A 17,029-nucleotide genomic window follows, 5' to 3' on the forward strand; every position below is an offset into this window, starting at 1 on the left:
GATGCGGATCAAACGATCTCGAGCAAACGGCGGGCCCCGAGCTCGCGCCTTTGGAAATCAAGCTTCTATTTGACCAACATCAAAGCTGCCTGGCCGGTCTTCCTGTTGATTGCCTCCCATCTGAGCCTCAAGTCCGGGAGAGCATCATGACCACGGCCGACATCAACGTTCCTGTTCGGAAAGTCGCTACCGCGGCGCCGACGAAACTCAGACTGGGGTCCCTGACCGCACTGGTGATCGGGTCCATGGTCGGCTCCGGCGTTTTCAGCCTGCCGCAGAACATGGCGGCAGGCGCCGGGCCTCTCGCTATCCTGATTGGCTGGGCGATCACCGCTGTCGGGATGCTGGCGCTGGTCTTCGTCTATCAATCGCTCGCCACCCGCAAGCCCGAGCTCGACGCCGGGCCCTACGCTTACGCCAAGGCCGGCTTCGGTCCCTTCATCGGCTTCAACAGCGCCTGGGGCTACTGGATAAGCGCATGGGTCGGCAACGTCTCCTACGCGGTGATCGTTTTCAGCGCGCTCTCCTATTTCTTTCCGGCCTTTGGCGACGGAAACACCTGGCAGGCGGTGCTCGGCGCATCGATCCTGCTATGGCTGATCCATGTCCTGGTTCTCGCCGGCATCCGGCAGGCCGCCGTTGTGAACCTCATCGTCACGGTAGCGAAGATCGCTCCAATCGTCCTGTTCGTTGGGGTTGTTGCCGTCGCCTTCAAACTGCAGGTCTGGTCCCTCGACTTCACCGGTCTCGGGAACGCCGGTCTCGGTTCGATTACCGCCCAGGTGAAGAGCACGATGCTGGTGACCCTGTGGGTATTCATCGGCATCGAAGGCGCCAGCGTATTTTCCGGCCGGGCGGAGCGCCGCAAAGACATCGCCATGGCGACAGTCCTCGGCTTCTTCACTTGTCTCGCCCTCTACGCCCTGGTGTCGCTGCTGTCGCTCGGCATCCTCAGCCAGCCTGAACTCGCCGCGCTGAAGAACCCGTCCATGGCGGGCGTGCTGGAGGCGGTCGTCGGTCCCTGGGGCGCTGTCCTCATCAACATCGCGCTTGTCGTGTCGGTCGTCGGCGCCTTCCTGAGCTGGACGCTGCTTGCAGCCGAAATTCCGCATGTCGCCGCCAAGGACGGGACGATGCCGAAATTCTTCGGCCGGGAAAGCGGACGTGGCGTGCCGTCGACTTCGCTTCTGATCACCAACCTGCTGGTCCAAGCTTTTCTGGTGATCACGCTCTTCGCACAAAGCACCTACCAGGCACTGTTCTACATCGCGTCGGCCGCAATCCTGGTGCCCTATATCTTTTCGGGAGCCTACGCGGCCAAGCTCGCCTTGACCGGAGAGAGTTACGAAAGCGGCGAGCAGCGTGTCGGTCCGCTTTTCGCCGGCTTGCTGGCAACGGTCTACGGCCTGTGGCTCGTCTACGCGGCAGGGCCTGCCTACCTGTTCATGTGCGCGATCCTCTATGCGCCCGGCATCATCTTCTTCATCTGGGCGCGTCGCGAAACCAATCAGCGTGTTTTCCATCCTGCCGAGGCCGCCCTCGCCGGAACCCTCATCGCGGTCGCCATCCTCGCCGTCTACGAGATGTGGACCGGCGCTGTCAGCCCGCTGTGAGAGGATTGACGCGATGACAAGCCTGGGTGTCCACTCCGAGGTCGGCCGGCTGCGCGAGGTGATGGTCCACCGTCCGGACCTCAGCCTGCGCAGGCTGACACCAGAGAACTGCAAAGCGCTGCTCTTCGATGATGTGCTGTGGGTCAAGCGCGCTCGCCAGGAGCACGACGTTTTTGTCGATGCGTTGCGCGAACGCGGCGTCGTGGTCCATCCGTTCGCCGACCTGTTGACGGAGACAATAGGTCTTGCCGAAGCGCGTGACTGGTTGCTCGAGCGCCGGGTTCATCCGGGGGTGGTTGGACTGGACATGGTCGGCGAGCTGCGCGGCTGGCTGAACGAAATGCCATCGGAGCAACTTGCCGCTCATCTGGTCGGCGGCATTGCGCGTGCGGAGCTTCCCTTCGAGCCCAGGGGGCTGACTGGACGAACGCTTGGCCCCCAGGACTTCGTGCTCCCGCCGCTGCCGAACCAGCTTTTCACACGCGACAGTTCCTGCTGGATCTATGGCGCCGTGTCGGTCAACGCCATGTACTGGCCTGCCAGGCGCCCGGAGGCAGCCAATGTCGAGGCTGTCTATCGCTTTCACCCTCGCTTTCGCGACAGCGGCGTCCCATTCGTCTCGCCGAGCCAGGGGACGGGCATCAGCCTCGAAGGTGGCGATGTCATGCCAATCGGCGACGGGACGGTTCTTGTCGGCATGGGCGAGCGCACGACGCCGCAAGCGGTGGGCGACCTCGCGCGAAGCCTCTTTGCAGCCGGTGAAGCGACACGGGTGATTGCCGCTTTGATGCCGCGCGACCGCAGCTTCATGCATCTCGACACCGTCTTCACCTTCTGCGACCGCGACCTCGTCACCCTGTACCCGCCGGTGGTTGACCGGTTGCGCACCTTCTCGCTGCGCCCGGGCGATGCAGAGGCGGCGGTCGAGGTCATCGATGAGACAAAGCCCTTCACGACGGTGGTCGCCGAGGCCCTCGGGCTGAAGACACTACGCATCATCGCAACGGGCGGCGACCGCTACGAGGCCGAGCGCGAGCAATGGGACGACGGAAACAATGTCGTCGCGGTCGAGCCCGGCGTCGTCATCGGCTACGACCGCAACGTCTACACCAACACGCTTCTGCGCCGCGCGGGCATCGAAGTAATCACCGTCGAGGGGGCCGAACTAAGCCGCGGCCGCGGCGGCGGCCACTGCATGACCTGTCCCATTGCCCGCGACCCGGTCTGACCAGAAAGGATTTTCCAATGTCGATCAACCTTCACGGCCGCTCCGTCCTTACCCTGGACGATCTGACCGCCGATGAGATCCGCTTCCTTCTCAAACTGGCGGCCGATCTCAAGGCGGCCAAGGTCGCAGGACATGAGATCCCGCGTCTTGTCAGAAAGAACATCGCGCTCATCTTCGAGAAGGATTCGACGCGCACCCGGACAGGCTTTGAGGTGGCAGCGTATGACCAGGGCGCCCACGTTACCTATTTCGGGCCGAGCGGCAGCCATATCGGCCACAAGGAATCCATGAAAGATACAGCGCGGGTGCTGGGCCGCATGTATGACGCGATCGAATATCGCGGCTTTGGCCAGCACCAGGCCGAACTGCTTGCCGCGCATGCAGGTGTGCCGGTTTACAACGGCCTTACCGACGAGGCGCATCCAACGCAGATCCTTGCCGACTTCATGACGATGCGCGAATACACGCACAAGCATTTGTCGGACATGACCGTCGCCTTTGTCGGCGAGGGACGCGACAATGTCGCGCTGTCGTTGGCGCTGGGTGCGGCCAAGGTTGGCATCGATATGCGCATTGCCTCGCCAAGGGACCTTTGGCCCGACGAGGCGTTCTGCGCCCATGTCAGGGAGCTCGCGGCACAAAGCGGCGGCCGCTTCCGGCTGGATGAAGACGTGACGAGCTGCGTTCAGAACGCCGACTTCGTCTACACCGACGTGTGGATGTCGATGGGCGAGGACAAATCCGGCTGGGCGGAACGCATCCGTCTGTTGACGCCATACCGGGTCACCGGAGAGGTGATGGCGGCGACGGGCAATCCCCACGCCAAATTCATGCACTGCCTGCCGGCGTTCCATGACACCGAAACAGAAATCGGTGCCTTCATCGCCAAGGAGTATGGCATCGACTGCATGGAAGTTACCGACGAGGTATTCGAGTCGTCAGCCTCGATCGTTTTTGACCAGGCTGAAAACCGCATGCACACGATCAAGGCCCTGCTCGTAGCCACGATCGGCACCTGAGATGCGTATCGTCGTTGCCCTGGGCGGAAACGCGCTGTTGCGGCGCGGCGAGCCGATGACCGCCGACAACCAACGCGACAATGTCAGGCGTGCGGCATCGGCGTTGGCGGCATTGATCGGCGAAGGGCATTCGGTCGTCATCACGCATGGCAACGGCCCTCAGGTCGGGCTACTCGCGCTCCAGTCGGCCGCGGACCCGGACGGCGGCTCCTTCCCGCTGGACGTGCTTGGCGCCGAGAGCGCTGGCATGATCGGCTATGTGATCGAGCAGGAACTCGGCAACCTCCTCAAGGAGAGGCTTTTCGCAACCCTGCTCACACAAGTGAAAGTGGATCCGCACGATCCGGCGTTCGCTCACCCGACGAAGCCGATCGGCCCGGTCTACGATGAGGCAGCCGCACGCAAGCTTGCCACCGAACGCGGCTGGCGAATCGCACCCGATGGCGACAAATGGCGCCGGGTCGTGCCTTCGCCCAAACCGCTGGCAATCCTGGAAGCCTCGGTGATTTCGTTCCTGGTCGAGCGCGGCGTGATCGTCATCTGCACCGGCGGCGGTGGGGTTCCGGTGATAGCTCGGGATGACGGCAGTCTTTGCGGCGTGGAAGCAGTCATCGACAAGGATTTGGCAAGCTCGCTTCTTGCCCGCCAGTTGCAAGCCGACATGCTGCTCCTGTTGACCGATGTCGACGCCGTCTATGTCGACTATGGAACGGCGGCTGCTCGGGCGCTCCGGCGCGTGAGCCCCAAGGAGCTATCCGGGAAGAATTTTGCGGCCGGCTCCATGGGGCCGAAAGTCAGTGCCGCAATCGAATTCGTTGAGGCGACCGGCAATTCGGCAGCGATAGGCCGGCTCGAGGACGCTGTTGAAATCGTCAGAGGTCGGCAAGGCACCACCTTCCACGCCTGAGCGGCTTTCGATCCCTAGCCCGGAGTGCGTATAGGCATCGGCGCGGCCTAAGCCTATGGCCGACGGAGGCGTCTCATCTGCGATCCAGGCTCTTTATGTAGGAAACGATGGCGTCAATTTGCGTGGGAGTCGCGACGAATTCCGGCATGTCGGGGTGGCCGGTCGAGATCCCCTCACCGAGTGCCTCTTCAAGATCCCCCACCGGATAGCGGCTCGACAATGTGCGGAAGGGCGGCGCATCGGGATGGGTGCTCTTGTCGTTCAAGCCGACGGCATGGCACCCGGAACAGTTCGTCTCGACAAGCTTCTTGCCGCGAACAGTCTGCGCGTCGTCGCCTGCCCATGCCAGCGTCGCGCAAAGAAGGGCAAGTCCAAGCAGCAGGAAGCGTCCAGGCAGGGATCGAGGTTTCATCGTCCCAGCATGGATGAGATGTGGACGCCATACCTTGATCTGGCTCAAATCTGGCACTCGATCACACATGGCTTTACTGGCGCGTTCGGCACGAACCGAGCCCCCCGCCACCTCCGCGGCGCGTTCGTAGAGCCGGACGTTCTCAGGCGGTGGCGGTCGCCGCGGCCATGTCCTCGATCGTGTTGCGCGCCTCCTTGCGCAGATGCCCGGCCGCCTCCGCGGCGAAGCTGGCGCCGATCGAGGCGACCTTGCCGATTTCGTCCGCATAGGCGGCTGTGGAGTTTTGGACAAAGTTGCCGACGACGTCGAACGCATCCACGAATTCGCCGCTGGCGATCAGTGTCTCGACCAGTTTCAGGTCGGCTTCCAACCGACGCCCGAGGAACGAGAGGCCTTCAAGCTGATAGCGCATAAGAATCCGCGCGGAATGCGCCTGCAAGGCGACGTTCGCCTGCAGAAGCTTCTGCCCTGACCTTATGAAAGGAAGCATCTCCGGCACGCGCAACGCCTCATTCCAAGGTGCGATGACGTCTTCCAGATCGCATGTCGTCATCTCAGTACCTCACCTTCACCCGACTAGGTCGTGCATGGCGGCCAAAGCTGTAGTTTGTCGCAGAAGGTTCGCCTGTGGTTGCCGACGCGAGTTCAAAGCAAATCGATGCTCCGGCGAGATAGGCAAACCCAAACGCGACGCCCCAGAGAACGATGACATCGGCGGACATGGTCAAATCCTCTCGTTGGTTCTGGCCAAGAGTGGCAGAACCGCCGCGCGAAACATTGATCCCGATCAAGCTGACCGGCCTCGTCGTCATTTGACCCTGGTCAAGGCGATCGCGCTGCGCCAGTTACGCGGTTTCCCGCGGCCACGCCGCTTCGCCCGGCTCGGCGCCGACGAGCGCCTAGGTAGTTTCCCTTAGGGACATAACCGAATTTCGGCCGGTTCGATTTTGCGCGACTTCTGTTGTCACGGATCAACCGGGAACACAGCCATGTACGCTCAACAGATCGCCAATATTGAACTGCCCACGCAGCAGGCCCCTTTTGCTCTGCTCGATGCGACGCAGCCGGTCAGCTTCTTCCCGGCGGGTACGGAGATCTACGCCCAGGGCGAAAAGGCAGGGCCGCTTTACCAGGTCGAATTCGGTGCCGTGCGCGTCTACCGCCTTCTGGCCGATGGCCGCCGGCAGATCAGCGCCTTCCATATGGCCGGAGAGACATTCGGCTTCGAAGCCGACGCCACCCATCATTTCTTCGCCGAGGCGATCAATGCGACCGGCATCCGGGTTTTCCGGATCGCCTCAGCCGCGGACATGTCCCGGCAGTTGCTGCCGCTGGCACTCAAAGGTCTGATCAGAGCGCAGGAACATCTGCTGGTGCTTGGCCGCCAGAATGCCATCGAGCGTGTCGCCGCCTTCCTGGTCGACATGGCGGAACGCCAGGGCGGCCTGCGCCTGGTCGAGTTGCCGATGTCGCGCATGGATATTGGCGACTATCTCGGCCTCACTATCGAGACCGTGTCGCGGGTCTTCACCCGCCTGAAGGACAAGGGCGTCATTCGCCTGCTTGGCCTGCGCAGCCTCGAGATTCTCAAGCAGGACGTGCTGCTCGACATGGGCGAATGACGCGCACCGCTTTAGCGATCCAGAACAACAATGCCCCCAAGGGCAAGCCAAGGACCGAAGACGATGAACACGACCCTTACCACGCACTCAGGATTCCGCTTTGACGTTCGCGGGGCACGCCCCGAAGACGAGCCGACGGTCGCCGAGTTTTTCACCCACGTGACGCCCGAGGATCTGCGCTTCCGCTTTCTTGGCGCCGTGCGGGAAGTTTCGCACGAGAGGCTGGTTGCGATGACCCGATCCGACGATACGCATATCCATAATTTCCTGGCATTCGCACCGGACGGAATGTTGATCGCGGTGGCGACGCTGGCCAGCGATCCGGCCGACAGGCGTGGCGAGGTCGCCATCTGCATCCGCGATGACCGCAAACATTTGGGGGTCAGCTGGGAATTGCTCGCCCACGTCGCGCGCTACGCAGATGAGCACGGTCTCGAAACGATCGAATCGATCGAAAATCGGGAAAACCGCGCAGCGATCGATCTTGAGCGCGAGATGGGTTTCACCGTGACTGCCGACCCCGACGATGCGACACTTGTTCTGGTTCAGCGCAAGCGGGGCGCCAGTCTGCCGGCGTAGGTACTCGCTCGCCTCCCAGCCGCAACGAGACCTGCTCAGAAAGCAAGCAGGTCTCGCGCCACGGCGAACTCCTCATCGGCGGGAATGACAAGAATATCGACACGTGACGTAGCGGCGCTGACGAGACCATCGCCGTTTTGGTTCAAGCCTTCATCAAGCGCCAGGCCAAGCCACGCGGCAGCCTCGCAGACTTTGCGCCGGATCAGGGGCGCGTGCTCGCCAATACCGGCGGTAAACACCAAAGTGTCGAGACCGCCAAGCGCGGCTGCCAGCGACCCGATCTCTCGCCCGACGCGATAGATGAAGAGATCGACGGCTTGAACGGCCGCTGGGTCCTTGCTGTCGAGCAAGGTCTGCATGTCCCCGGAAATGCCGGACACGCCCAGCAGGCCCGAGCGCTCGTAGAGAAGGTCGGTCAGTTCATCGGCCGATAAGTTCTTGCTACGCAGAAGATGCAGGATCACGCCCGGATCCAGCGCGCCGCAGCGGGTGCTCATGACGAGACCGTCGAGCGTCGAAAATCCCATTGTGGTCGCCACACTTGCCCCTGCCCGCATGGCGCACAGGCTCGCGCCGCTGCCGAGATGGGCAACGATCGCCCGGCCACCGGTGCCGGCGCCGTACCGTTCCCGCAGCATCCCTGCAATGTGGCTGTAAGACAGTCCGTGAAAGCCGTAGGAAACGATCCCCTGCTCCGCCATGTCTCGCGGCAGACCGTAGATCTTGGCGAGCGCCGGCCGGGTTGCGTGAAATGCCGTATCGAAGCAGCCGACTTGCACGGCGTGCGGCAGCAGCTCAGCTGCCAGCTTGACGATCTCGAGATTGATAGCCTGATGGATAGGCGCGAGCGGCTCCAGCCCGTGCAGGGCTGCCAATGTACCTGCGTCGAGCAGAGCCGCCGCTGTGAAGGCCTGACCGCCATGAACGATGCGATGGCCGATCTTGCCGATCCGGCCGAGGAGATTGCGATCGGCGAGCAACGAGGCCACCGCCGAAAATGCGTCGGCGATCACGATCGGTCCATCGCCAAGGCTCTTGTCGACCGCGGCCGCCGCTGCCGTGGCCACCGTGCGCAGTCTCGGATTTCGGGCGAGCGAAGACACGCTGCCGCGCAACAGCAGGGGAAGGTCCCCTTGCTCCTCGAAGACGGCGAACTTCAGGCTTGATGAGCCGCCATTGAGGACCAGGACCGCATCAGTCATGATCGGCCTGTCACCGGCTTACTGTCCCCACTTCCAGCCGAGAATCTCCGGCATATCCTGCCCGTGGGCGCGGATATAGGCTCGATGCTCAATCAGCTTTCCTTCCATCGCGTGTTTGAGCCCGACATGGGCGCCGCTCGGCTCGGGAATCCGGTCGAGCACGCTGAGCACAAGATGATACCTGTCGAGGCCGTTGAGTACAGTCATGTCGAAGGGCGTGGTGGTCGTGCCTTCTTCGTTGTAGCCGCGCACATGAATGTTCTGGTGGTTGGTCCGTCGGTAGGTCAGCCGATGGATAGTCCAGGGATAACCGTGGTAGGCGAAGATCACTGGCTTGTCCTTGCTGAACAGCGCGTCGAAATCGCGGTCCGACAGGCCGTGCGGATGATGCTCCTTGGGCTGCAGGGTCATCAGGTCGACAATGTTGACCACCCTGATCCGCAGATCCGGAATATGCTCTTTCAGGATCTGTACCGCGGCAAGCGTCTCCAGCGTCGGCACGTCGCCGGCGCAGGCCATGACCACGTCCGGCTCGGCGCCGTGGTCAGTCGAGGCCCACTCCCATATCCCGACGCCGGCGTTGCAGTGGACGATCGCCTCCTCGATGCCCAGCCACTGCCAGGATGGCGCCTTGCCGGCGACGATGACGTTGATGCGGTTCCAGGTCTTCAGCACATGGTCGGTCACACAGAGCAGACTGTTGGCATCCGGCGGCAGATAGACACGCACGACATCAGCCTTCTTGTTCAGGGCGACGTCGATAAAGCCGGGATCCTGATGGCTGAAGCCATTGTGTTCCTGGTGCCAGACGTGACTGGACAAGAGGTAGTTCAGTGACGCAACCGGCTGCCGCCATGGCAGCTTGCGGCAGGCGTCAAGCCATTTGGCATGCTGGTTGAACATGGAGTCAATGATGTGCGTGAAGGCCTCGTAGCACGAGAAAAAGCCATGCCGGCCGGTCAGCAGATAGCCTTCCAGCCAGCCCTGGCAGGTATGCTCGGACAGGATCTCGATCACCCTGCCGTCTCGTCCGAGATGGACGTCCTCTGGAAGGATTTCTTCCATCCAGGCGCGTTCCGTCACCTCAAAGACATCCTGAAGCCGGTTCGACGCCGTCTCATCGGGGCCAACGATGCGGAAGTTCCTGGCGCCCTGGTTGAGTGCCATCACGTCGCGCAGGAAGTGGCCCATGACCCGTGTCGACTCCGCCTTCACGGCTCCGGGGCGCTCGATCGCAATGGCGTGCTGATCAAGACCGGGCAAATCGAGAGAACGGCGCAGAAGGCCGCCATTGGCATGCGGGTTGGCGCTCATGCGCCTTGAGCCCTGCGGAGCAGTCGCGCGGATCGTCGGCGCTGGAGCACCTGTTGCGTCAAACAGCTCTTCCGGCCGGTAGCTGCGCATCCAATCCTCGAGCATCTTCAGATGCGCCGGGTTTTCGGCGAGACCCGACAAGGGAACCTGATGCGCGCGCCAGAAACCTTCGGTCTTCAATCCGTCGACTTCCTTGGGCCCGGTCCAGCCCTTCGGGCTGCGCAGCACGATCATCGGCCATCTCGGCCGCGACTGGACAATGGCGCCGCTGCTGCGCGCAGTTTCCTGGATCGCCTTGATTCGGTCGAGCGCTTCGTCGAGCACGACCGCCATCTTTTCATGCATCAGGGCCGGGTCGTGGCCTTCGACGAACAGCGGCTCATAGCCGTAGCCTACGAACAGCGCGCGCAGTTCCTCTTCGGGGATCCGGGCGAGAATGGTCGGATTGGCGATCTTGTAGCCATTGAGATGCAGGATCGGCAGCACCGCACCGTCATGCGCCGGATTGAGGAATTTGTTGGAATGCCAGGCGGTGGCAAGCGGTCCGGTTTCCGCCTCGCCGTCTCCGACCACGCAAGCGACGATGAGATCCGGGTTGTCGAATGCCGCGCCATAGGCATGCGAGAGCGAATAGCCCAACTCGCCTCCCTCATGGATTGATCCCGGCACATCCGGCGCCGCGTGGCTGGGAATGCCGCCCGGAAAGGAAAACTGGCGAAACAGCTTCTTCATGCCGGTCTCATCGAGCGAGACATCGGGATTGAGTTCGCTGTAAGTGCCCTCGAGATAGGTGTTGGCCACCATGGCGGGGCCGCCGTGGCCGGGACCGCAGACATAGATGACGTTGGCGTCGCGCTGCCTGATTGCGCGGTTGAGATGCGCATAGATGAAGCTGAGCCCCGGCGAGGTCCCCCAATGACCAAGCAGCCGCGGCTTGACATGCTCAAGCCGGAGCGGCTCGCGCAGCAGCGGATTGTCGAGCAGGTAAATCTGGCCGATGGTCAGGTAGTTGGCGGCGCGCCAGTACGCGTCGAGATCGTGTAGCTCCCGTGCGGACAAACGGTTCGCATCAGCCGCAGTTCTCGAATGGTCGTCCATGTTCCGATCCCTCTGCATTCGCGAAAATCCTGGCCACCGTCTAACGCAAACCAGTGAGTTGAGTTCGTTCGACGCTTTCAATCCGTTTTCGGCAGGAACCGTCGCACATATCTATCGACCACTATGTGACCATCGCTGTCACGTAACGGCTGCGATCCTTTCTCGATCCGAGCTGAAATCCCGGTCTACTGATTTCGTTTCTAAGTCTGTCGGCTGTGCGTGGCATTGATGCAGCGCAAATGCGGCTGCAAACATGAACCCTCACGGATTGCCAATTGAACGGCCGACCGGCCGCGACGCCAATGTACCTCCAAATCTGGAGGCGAACGCTTGCCACGACGCGGCAAGTCGCTGAAGTCGCCGTAGATGTCTACTTTCGGGCAAACCGCAAAATTGATGTCAAAGACCGAGATGCGGGGAAGGCAGACCGCCTCTTCGCACGCCATTCTACGCTATAGCCCTCTCCCCTTTTTGAAAGGGCTGCCGCAGATCTGACTTGCCAGACTGCAGATGGAGAATGCCAGTTCGGCAGGAAGCGAAATGCGGACACGAAAACAATTCATACGATTGCGAAAATCGCCGCCGCTACGCTATTGCCGCCGGTTTCCCTCTACTCCCACTCGATTGTTCAAAAAGCACATAACCCATTGAAATTACTGTCAAATATTTTCGTAACTCCACAAAGTCCGACACCAGAACCATCAAAAAATTACGCTTTTGATTTTAAACGGAAAATTGCCGTGAAAAACATTTCGAGGTTTCACCAACCATCGAGATCAATTGGAAGATTTCTCGCAGCTTGCGGCGTCCGATAGCGCCTAGGTGGTCTTTCAAAAGTACCGTCACCGCGCCAATCGAGGCGAGGAGCTTCGGGTATATTGAGCCTGCGGCGTGCACCCCCTTGGCCGGCGGTCGATACAGGGTCATTGTGTGGCGAATAGGCATTCACTAGTCTTTCGGCTGGGTCGAGGATAGCACGCATGACGCCGAAACTGAACCGCTGGAAGCGCTTCGCCGACTGGGACGAGCGGCCGTTGCGGCTGGACAAGTTCGCGGCGGAAGACCCCGCCAACGGCTTCTCCGCCTTCTCCAGCCCGGCCGATCCCAAGCCCGGCGTCGGCATCAAGGAGGGGCGCGTCGTGTCCCTCGATGGGGTGCTCGAACACGACTACGACATGATCGACCGCTTCATTGCCCGCCATCACATCGACCCGGAGGTGGCGCCTGAAGCGATGGCGCTGGACTCGGCGACCGTCGCACGCTGGCTGGTCGACATGAACGTGCCGCGCGAAACGCTGGTGCGGCTCGCCCATGGCATGACGCCCGCGAAACTCGCCGAGGTGGTGTCGCAGCTCAACGCGCTGGAGATCGCCTTCGCCTATTCGAAGATGCGGGCGCGCAAGACGCCGGGCAATCAGGCGCATGTCACCAACGCCAAGGACGACCCGTTGCAGCTCGCCGCCGACGCGGCGACTGCTGTCGCCTTTGGCTTCGACGAGATCGAAACGACCATGCGCGTGTCGCGCAACGCCTGGTCCAACGCGGTGGCGTGCGCGGTGGGCGGCGCGGTTGGCCGCTGGGGAACGCTGTTCCAGTGTTCCAGCGAGGAAGCCGAAGAGCTGCGCATCGCCATGGCCGGCTTCACCTCCTACGCCGAAACCGTTTCCGTCTACGGAACTGAAAAGTCGTTCACCGATGGCGATGACACGCCGTGGTCCAAGGCATTTCTCGCCGCCGCCTATGCCTCGCGCGGCGTCAAGATGCGCTGCACGTCGGGTGCCGGCTCAGAGCTGCTGATGGGCTTCCATGAAGCAAAATCACTGCTCTACCTGGAGGCGCGCTGCCTCTGTCTGCAGCGTGGCATGGGGGTACAAGGCACGCAAAATGGCGGCATCGACGGGGCGCCCTTGACCGCCACTATACCCGGCGGCGTCCGCGAGCTGATGGCCGAGAACCTCATCGCCGTCTGGCTCGATCTCGAATGCGCGTCCGGCAATGACGCGCGCTCGACCGAATCGGAAATTCGCGTCGGCGCCAAAATCCTTCCCTATCTGATTGCCGGCTCGGATCTGATCTGCTCCGGCATGGGATCGATCCTGAAATACGACAATTCGTTCAACCCGTCGCTGATCAACGGCGAGGAACTGGAAGATTATCTGGTGCTGCAACGCGATTTCGAGGCCGATGGCGGGCTGACGCCGCTGCCCGAGTCGCGCGCGATCGAGCTGCGCGAGCGGGCGGTGAAAGCGATCGCCGCCGTGTTCGAGGAACTCGGCCTGTCCTCGCCGACCGAGGACATGAAGAGCAGTGTGGTCTACGCGTCCGGTTCCGACGATACGCGCAGCCTGATGCCGCGCGACGTCAGCTTTATCAGCGAAGCCATCAAGGAGCGTGGCATCACCGTGATCGATGTGGTCAAGGCGCTGGCCAAGCGTGGGTTCCGCGAAGAGGCGGAGAACCTCCTCGACGTGGTCAAGCTGCGCCTTTCCGGTGACTATCTCCAGACCTCGGCGATGATCCGCAACGGGCGGATCGTCAGCGCGGTGAACGATCCAAACGACTATCTCGGCCCGGGCTCCGGCTACCGCGTGTCCGAAGAACGGCGTCTGCAGCTCAATGACATCCGCGATGTGCTGGACCAGAAGGAGGTGCTGCGCTCGGAAGCCTTGCACGAGAAGGACGAGGCAAGGCACATCCGCTATCGCAATCTTGGGCCGGCGGCCAACGGATCGGCCAAGGACGATGTGGTCATCGGCATCAGCCCGGCATTCGGGCTCAAGCTTTATCGGACGACGGCCGGACATCGGCTCTCCGAAGTGCTTGGCGCTATGCTGGATGCAATTCGCGCACGCGGGCTCAAGGCGCGCGTCGTCCGCTTCCGTCATACGGCGGATACGTCCTTCCTCGGTCTGTCCGCCGCCCGGCTTGCCGGCAGCGGCATCGGCATCGGCATCCAGGCCAAGGGCACGGCCGTCATCCATCAGCGCGACCGCCAGCCGCACAACAATCTCGAACTGTTTTCCAATGCGCCGATCACCAGGCTCGAGCACTATCGTGCGCTCGGTGCCAATGCGGCGGCCTATGCACTGGGCGAAATGCCGGAGCCCATCGTGGTGCCGCAGCGAGGCGAGGCCATGGGATCGCGCTACCACGCCCGCGTCGCCCTCATATACGCCATCGAAACCGGGCTGACCGAGGCCGGTGCGGCTCCCGAAGAGGTCGACGTCACCCTGACGGGGGTGAAATCGTGACCCATACGCGCGCCGACTATCCGCTCGCCGAAACACAGCCCGGCGCGGTGAAGGGCAAGCGCGGCAAGTCGCTTGCTGAGATAACGCTGGATTCGGTGCTTGCCGGCGACGTGACGATGGAAGACCTTCGCATCACCCCACAAGCGCTGCAGGCACAGGCCGATGTGGCGCGCGATGTCGGACGGCCGACACTGGCACTCAACTTCGAGCGTGGGGCAGAGCTTGTCGAGGTGCCGCAGGATTTCATCATGCAGGTCTACGAACTGCTGCGCCCAGGCCGCGCCAAGTCCAAGGAAGAATTGCTCGAGGCCGCCGCCACGATGCGCGACACCTACCAGGCCGAACGCATCGCCCGTTTCATCGAGGAGGCCGCCGAGACCTATGCGGCGCGCGGCCTTTTCACCTTCCGCTTCTGAAAGGACCGCATGAGCTGGAAAACCGGATTCCGTTCGCTCTACTATCTCGGCGCACCCGAGCCGGATGACCCGGTACTAGTGCCGGCGCAAACCGCCATCCTGGTCATCGACGTTCAGAACACCTACCTGGAACGGCCGGATCGCGCGGCGGTCTCGCCACAAGAGCAACACCGCTACGACCTGTGGACGCCGTTCCATGAGCGCATGCACGGCACGGTCATACCGAACACGGCAAGACTGCTGGCGCTGGCACGGCAAAACGGCATCGAATGCCTTTTTGCCCGCATCGCCTGCCACACCAAGGACGGGCGTGACCGCTCGCTCTCGCAGAAAATGCCGGGCTGGAACAATTTGCTGCTGCCCAAGAACGATGCGCCCTCGCAGCTGGTCGCCGAACTGCAGCCGGTCGGCGACGAAATCGTGGTGACCAAGACCACCGATTCCGCGCTGACGGGAACGAATCTGCGCCTGATCCTGCACAATCTCGGCATCAGGAATGTCATCTGCTGCGGTATCTTCACGGACCAGTGCGTGTCTTCGACGGTGCGCAGCCTGGCGGACGAGAGCTATGCGGTCATTGTGCTGGAGGATTGCTGCGCGGCGGCGACCGAGGATCTCCATCGCAAGGAGCTCGAAATCATCAACATGATCTACTGCCACGTGATGTCGAGCGCCGAGCTATGCAAAATCATGGCCTTGGCAAAGTGACGCGGCGTCCGTAGTGTCATGGCTGCACTCGCAGGCCGGGACACATCGGCCGCCACGTGCGGGGACCAAATACAGCTGTCACGAATGGAGAGGGCTTCATGGCCATAGAAACTGCACGCGGGACGATCGACGTCTCGAAGAGTAACAGCATCAATCTTTTGCACTCCAAGGCCGTGGGGCTCGCGGGAGTGCTCTTCCTGGCCGTCACCGGCGCGGCGCCAATGTCGGCGATGCTGGGCAATGTCCCGTTCGCGGCAGGCTACGGCATCGGCAAATACACGCCGGCCGCCTTCCTGATGGCGACGATCGTGCTGACCATCTTCTCGGTCGGCTATGCGGCGATGGCATCGCGCGTGTCGTCCGTCGGCGGCTTCTACTCCTTCATCAGCCAGGGGCTCGGCCGCGAGGTCGGCATGTCGGCAGGCATTGGCTCGCTCGCCTGCTACTCGCTCTTCGAAGCCTCTCTCACCGGGCTGTTCGCATTTTTCGGCAATTTGTGGATCTCCCAGCACTTCGGCATCAACGTGCCGTGGATCGTCCTTGCGCTCGCGATGATCGTGGTCATAGCAGCGCTCGCCTACCGCGACGTGAAAGTGTCGGCACGGCTGCTCGGGATCGCCCTCATTCTTGAAGTAATCATGCTGGTGATCTTCTCGCTGGGCGTGCTTTTCGCTCATGGCGGGACGAATTTTTCCGGCGATTCGCTCAATGTGTTCAAGGTGTTCACGCCTGTCGCCGAGCAGAAGGTCGGCACTGTCGCCATACCGGCGGGCGAAGCGGCCGTCGGTATCTTCATGGCGTTCTGGTCGTGGGTCGGCTTCGAGATGGCGCCGAACTACGCCGAGGAATCGCGCGATCCTAAGCGCATCATTCCGCAATCGCTGCTGATTTCGGTCATTGGCCTTGGCCTGTTCTACACCTTCGTCAGCTGGTGCGCGGTGGCGGCCTATCCCACCGAGGCCGACATGGTGGCCAAGGCCTTCTCCGACGGCGTGAACTTCTTCCTGACGCCGGTTCAGAATTATGTCGGCGGCTGGGGCTATCAGCTGATGTCGCTGCTCATCCTGACCAGTTCCTTCGCCTGCGGCATGGCCTTCCACAACACCGCTTCCCGCTATCTGTACTCGCTGGCACGCGAGGGCGTCCTGCCACAGGCGATCGCCGAGACGCATGACCACCACAAGAGCCCCCACAAGGCCTCGGCGCTGCAGTCGGTGCTGGCGGCGGTATGGGTGCTGCTCTACGGTTTGGCCTACGGCTTCGACGATCCGTCGGGGCAGGCCTGGCTTGGCGTCTACACTCTGTTTGCGGTGCTTGGCACCGGACTGCTGCTGGTGTTGCAGGCCGTTGTCTCGCTGGCGATCTACATGTGGTTCAAGAAGAACGGCGGCGGCAGCATGCTGACGACTGTCATCGCGCCGTTGATCTCGCTCGTTGTCCAGCTGGTCCTCGTCTACACGCTCGTGGCCAATCTCGCGACGCTCGGCGGCACCAATGGTCTTGCCAGGAGCATCCCGTATGTCGGGCTTGCGATCCTTGTCGTCGGCCTGATCTGGGGCTTCGTGCTGAAGTCCGCCAATCCCAAGGCGTACGAGAACATTGGGCACATGGTGAACGAAGGCTAGGGCGCTCACCGCCCCGAATCCTTTTCGGCAACGGG

At 62.2% G+C, this 17,029-nt stretch carries 14 protein-coding genes; 10 read left to right on the top strand and 4 right to left on the bottom strand.

Translation table 11 applies throughout. The features are described from left to right. Nucleotides 1-146 precede the first annotated feature (146 nt). Genes arcD through arcC form a run of 4 tightly spaced genes read left to right on the top strand, consistent with a single transcriptional unit; the run spans nt 147 to nt 4,767 of the window. A complete protein-coding gene (gene arcD / locus JN279_RS32145) occupies nt 147-1,613 on the top strand; it encodes an arginine-ornithine antiporter (protein ID WP_202351182.1) in 1,467 nt (488 codons plus the stop codon). A gap of 13 nt (nt 1,614-1,626) precedes the next feature. Continuing rightward, the gene (locus tag JN279_RS32150) at nt 1,627-2,841 is read left to right on the top strand and encodes an arginine deiminase (protein ID WP_202351183.1); all 1,215 of its coding nucleotides are present in this window, start codon (nt 1,627-1,629) and stop codon (nt 2,839-2,841) included. A 17-nt stretch (nt 2,842-2,858) separates the two neighbouring features. Then, on the top strand, nt 2,859-3,860 hold the full coding sequence (gene argF / locus JN279_RS32155) for an ornithine carbamoyltransferase (protein ID WP_202351184.1): 1,002 nt from the start codon (nt 2,859-2,861) through the stop codon (nt 3,858-3,860). A 1-nt stretch (nt 3,861) separates the two neighbouring features. Beyond that, nucleotides 3,862-4,767: a carbamate kinase gene (gene arcC, locus JN279_RS32160; protein WP_202351185.1), complete on the top strand. Its 906-nt coding sequence runs from the start codon at nt 3,862-3,864 to the stop codon at nt 4,765-4,767. A gap of 73 nt (nt 4,768-4,840) precedes the next feature. Here the strand turns inward: arcC and JN279_RS32165 are convergent, their stop codons facing one another. Both JN279_RS32165 and JN279_RS32170 read right to left on the bottom strand, forming a co-directional pair. Further along, nucleotides 4,841-5,227 carry a c-type cytochrome gene (locus JN279_RS32165; protein WP_342216289.1) on the bottom strand — a complete coding sequence of 129 codons (387 nt, stop codon included), beginning with the start codon at nt 5,225-5,227 and terminating at the stop codon, nt 4,841-4,843. A 94-nt stretch (nt 5,228-5,321) separates the two neighbouring features. Next, on the bottom strand, nt 5,322-5,684 hold the full coding sequence (locus JN279_RS32170) for a phasin family protein (protein WP_202351186.1): 363 nt from the start codon (nt 5,682-5,684) through the stop codon (nt 5,322-5,324). A gap of 484 nt (nt 5,685-6,168) precedes the next feature. Here JN279_RS32170 and JN279_RS32175 point away from each other — a divergent pair, with 484 nt between their 5' ends. Further along, nucleotides 6,169-6,801 carry a helix-turn-helix domain-containing protein gene (locus JN279_RS32175; RefSeq protein ID WP_202351187.1) on the top strand — a complete coding sequence of 211 codons (633 nt, stop codon included), beginning with the start codon at nt 6,169-6,171 and terminating at the stop codon, nt 6,799-6,801. A 63-nt stretch (nt 6,802-6,864) separates the two neighbouring features. Then, nucleotides 6,865-7,380 carry a GNAT family N-acetyltransferase gene (locus JN279_RS32180; RefSeq protein WP_202351188.1) on the top strand — a complete coding sequence of 172 codons (516 nt, stop codon included), beginning with the start codon at nt 6,865-6,867 and terminating at the stop codon, nt 7,378-7,380. A 35-nt stretch (nt 7,381-7,415) separates the two neighbouring features. On the opposite strand, the gene JN279_RS32185 is transcribed toward JN279_RS32180, so the two are convergent. Further along, nucleotides 7,416-8,582, bottom strand: coding sequence for an acetate/propionate family kinase (locus JN279_RS32185; protein ID WP_202351189.1), 1,167 nt, complete (start codon nt 8,580-8,582; stop codon nt 7,416-7,418). 18 nt (nt 8,583-8,600) lie between these two features. Continuing rightward, the gene (locus JN279_RS32190) at nt 8,601-10,994 is read right to left on the bottom strand and encodes a phosphoketolase family protein (RefSeq protein ID WP_202351190.1); all 2,394 of its coding nucleotides are present in this window, start codon (nt 10,992-10,994) and stop codon (nt 8,601-8,603) included. Nucleotides 10,995-11,974: 980 nt separating this feature from the next. Here JN279_RS32190 and JN279_RS32195 point away from each other — a divergent pair. The 4 genes from JN279_RS32195 to JN279_RS32210 all read left to right on the top strand — a co-directional run bounded on the left by JN279_RS32195 (nt 11,975) and on the right by JN279_RS32210 (nt 16,994). Further along, nucleotides 11,975-14,245: a propanediol/glycerol family dehydratase large subunit gene (locus JN279_RS32195; RefSeq protein WP_202351191.1), complete on the top strand. Its 2,271-nt coding sequence runs from the start codon at nt 11,975-11,977 to the stop codon at nt 14,243-14,245. Continuing rightward, nucleotides 14,242-14,661 (top strand): diol dehydratase small subunit, encoded by a 420-nt coding sequence (locus JN279_RS32200; RefSeq protein ID WP_096454888.1) that lies wholly within the window; start codon nt 14,242-14,244, stop codon nt 14,659-14,661. The genes JN279_RS32195 and JN279_RS32200 overlap by 4 nt, the downstream gene beginning before the upstream one ends. A 9-nt stretch (nt 14,662-14,670) precedes the next feature. Continuing rightward, on the top strand, nt 14,671-15,369 hold the full coding sequence (locus JN279_RS32205) for a cysteine hydrolase family protein (protein ID WP_096454886.1): 699 nt from the start codon (nt 14,671-14,673) through the stop codon (nt 15,367-15,369). Between the two features lie 98 nt (nt 15,370-15,467). Continuing rightward, nucleotides 15,468-16,994, top strand: a complete 1,527-nt coding sequence (locus JN279_RS32210) for an APC family permease (protein WP_202351192.1) — start codon at nt 15,468-15,470, stop codon at nt 16,992-16,994. The last annotated feature ends 35 nt before the right edge of the window (nt 16,995-17,029 follow it).

The sequence above is a fragment of the Mesorhizobium sp. 113-1-2 genome (genome assembly GCF_016756475.1).
Lineage (GTDB): Bacteria > Pseudomonadota > Alphaproteobacteria > Rhizobiales > Rhizobiaceae > Mesorhizobium > Mesorhizobium loti_C.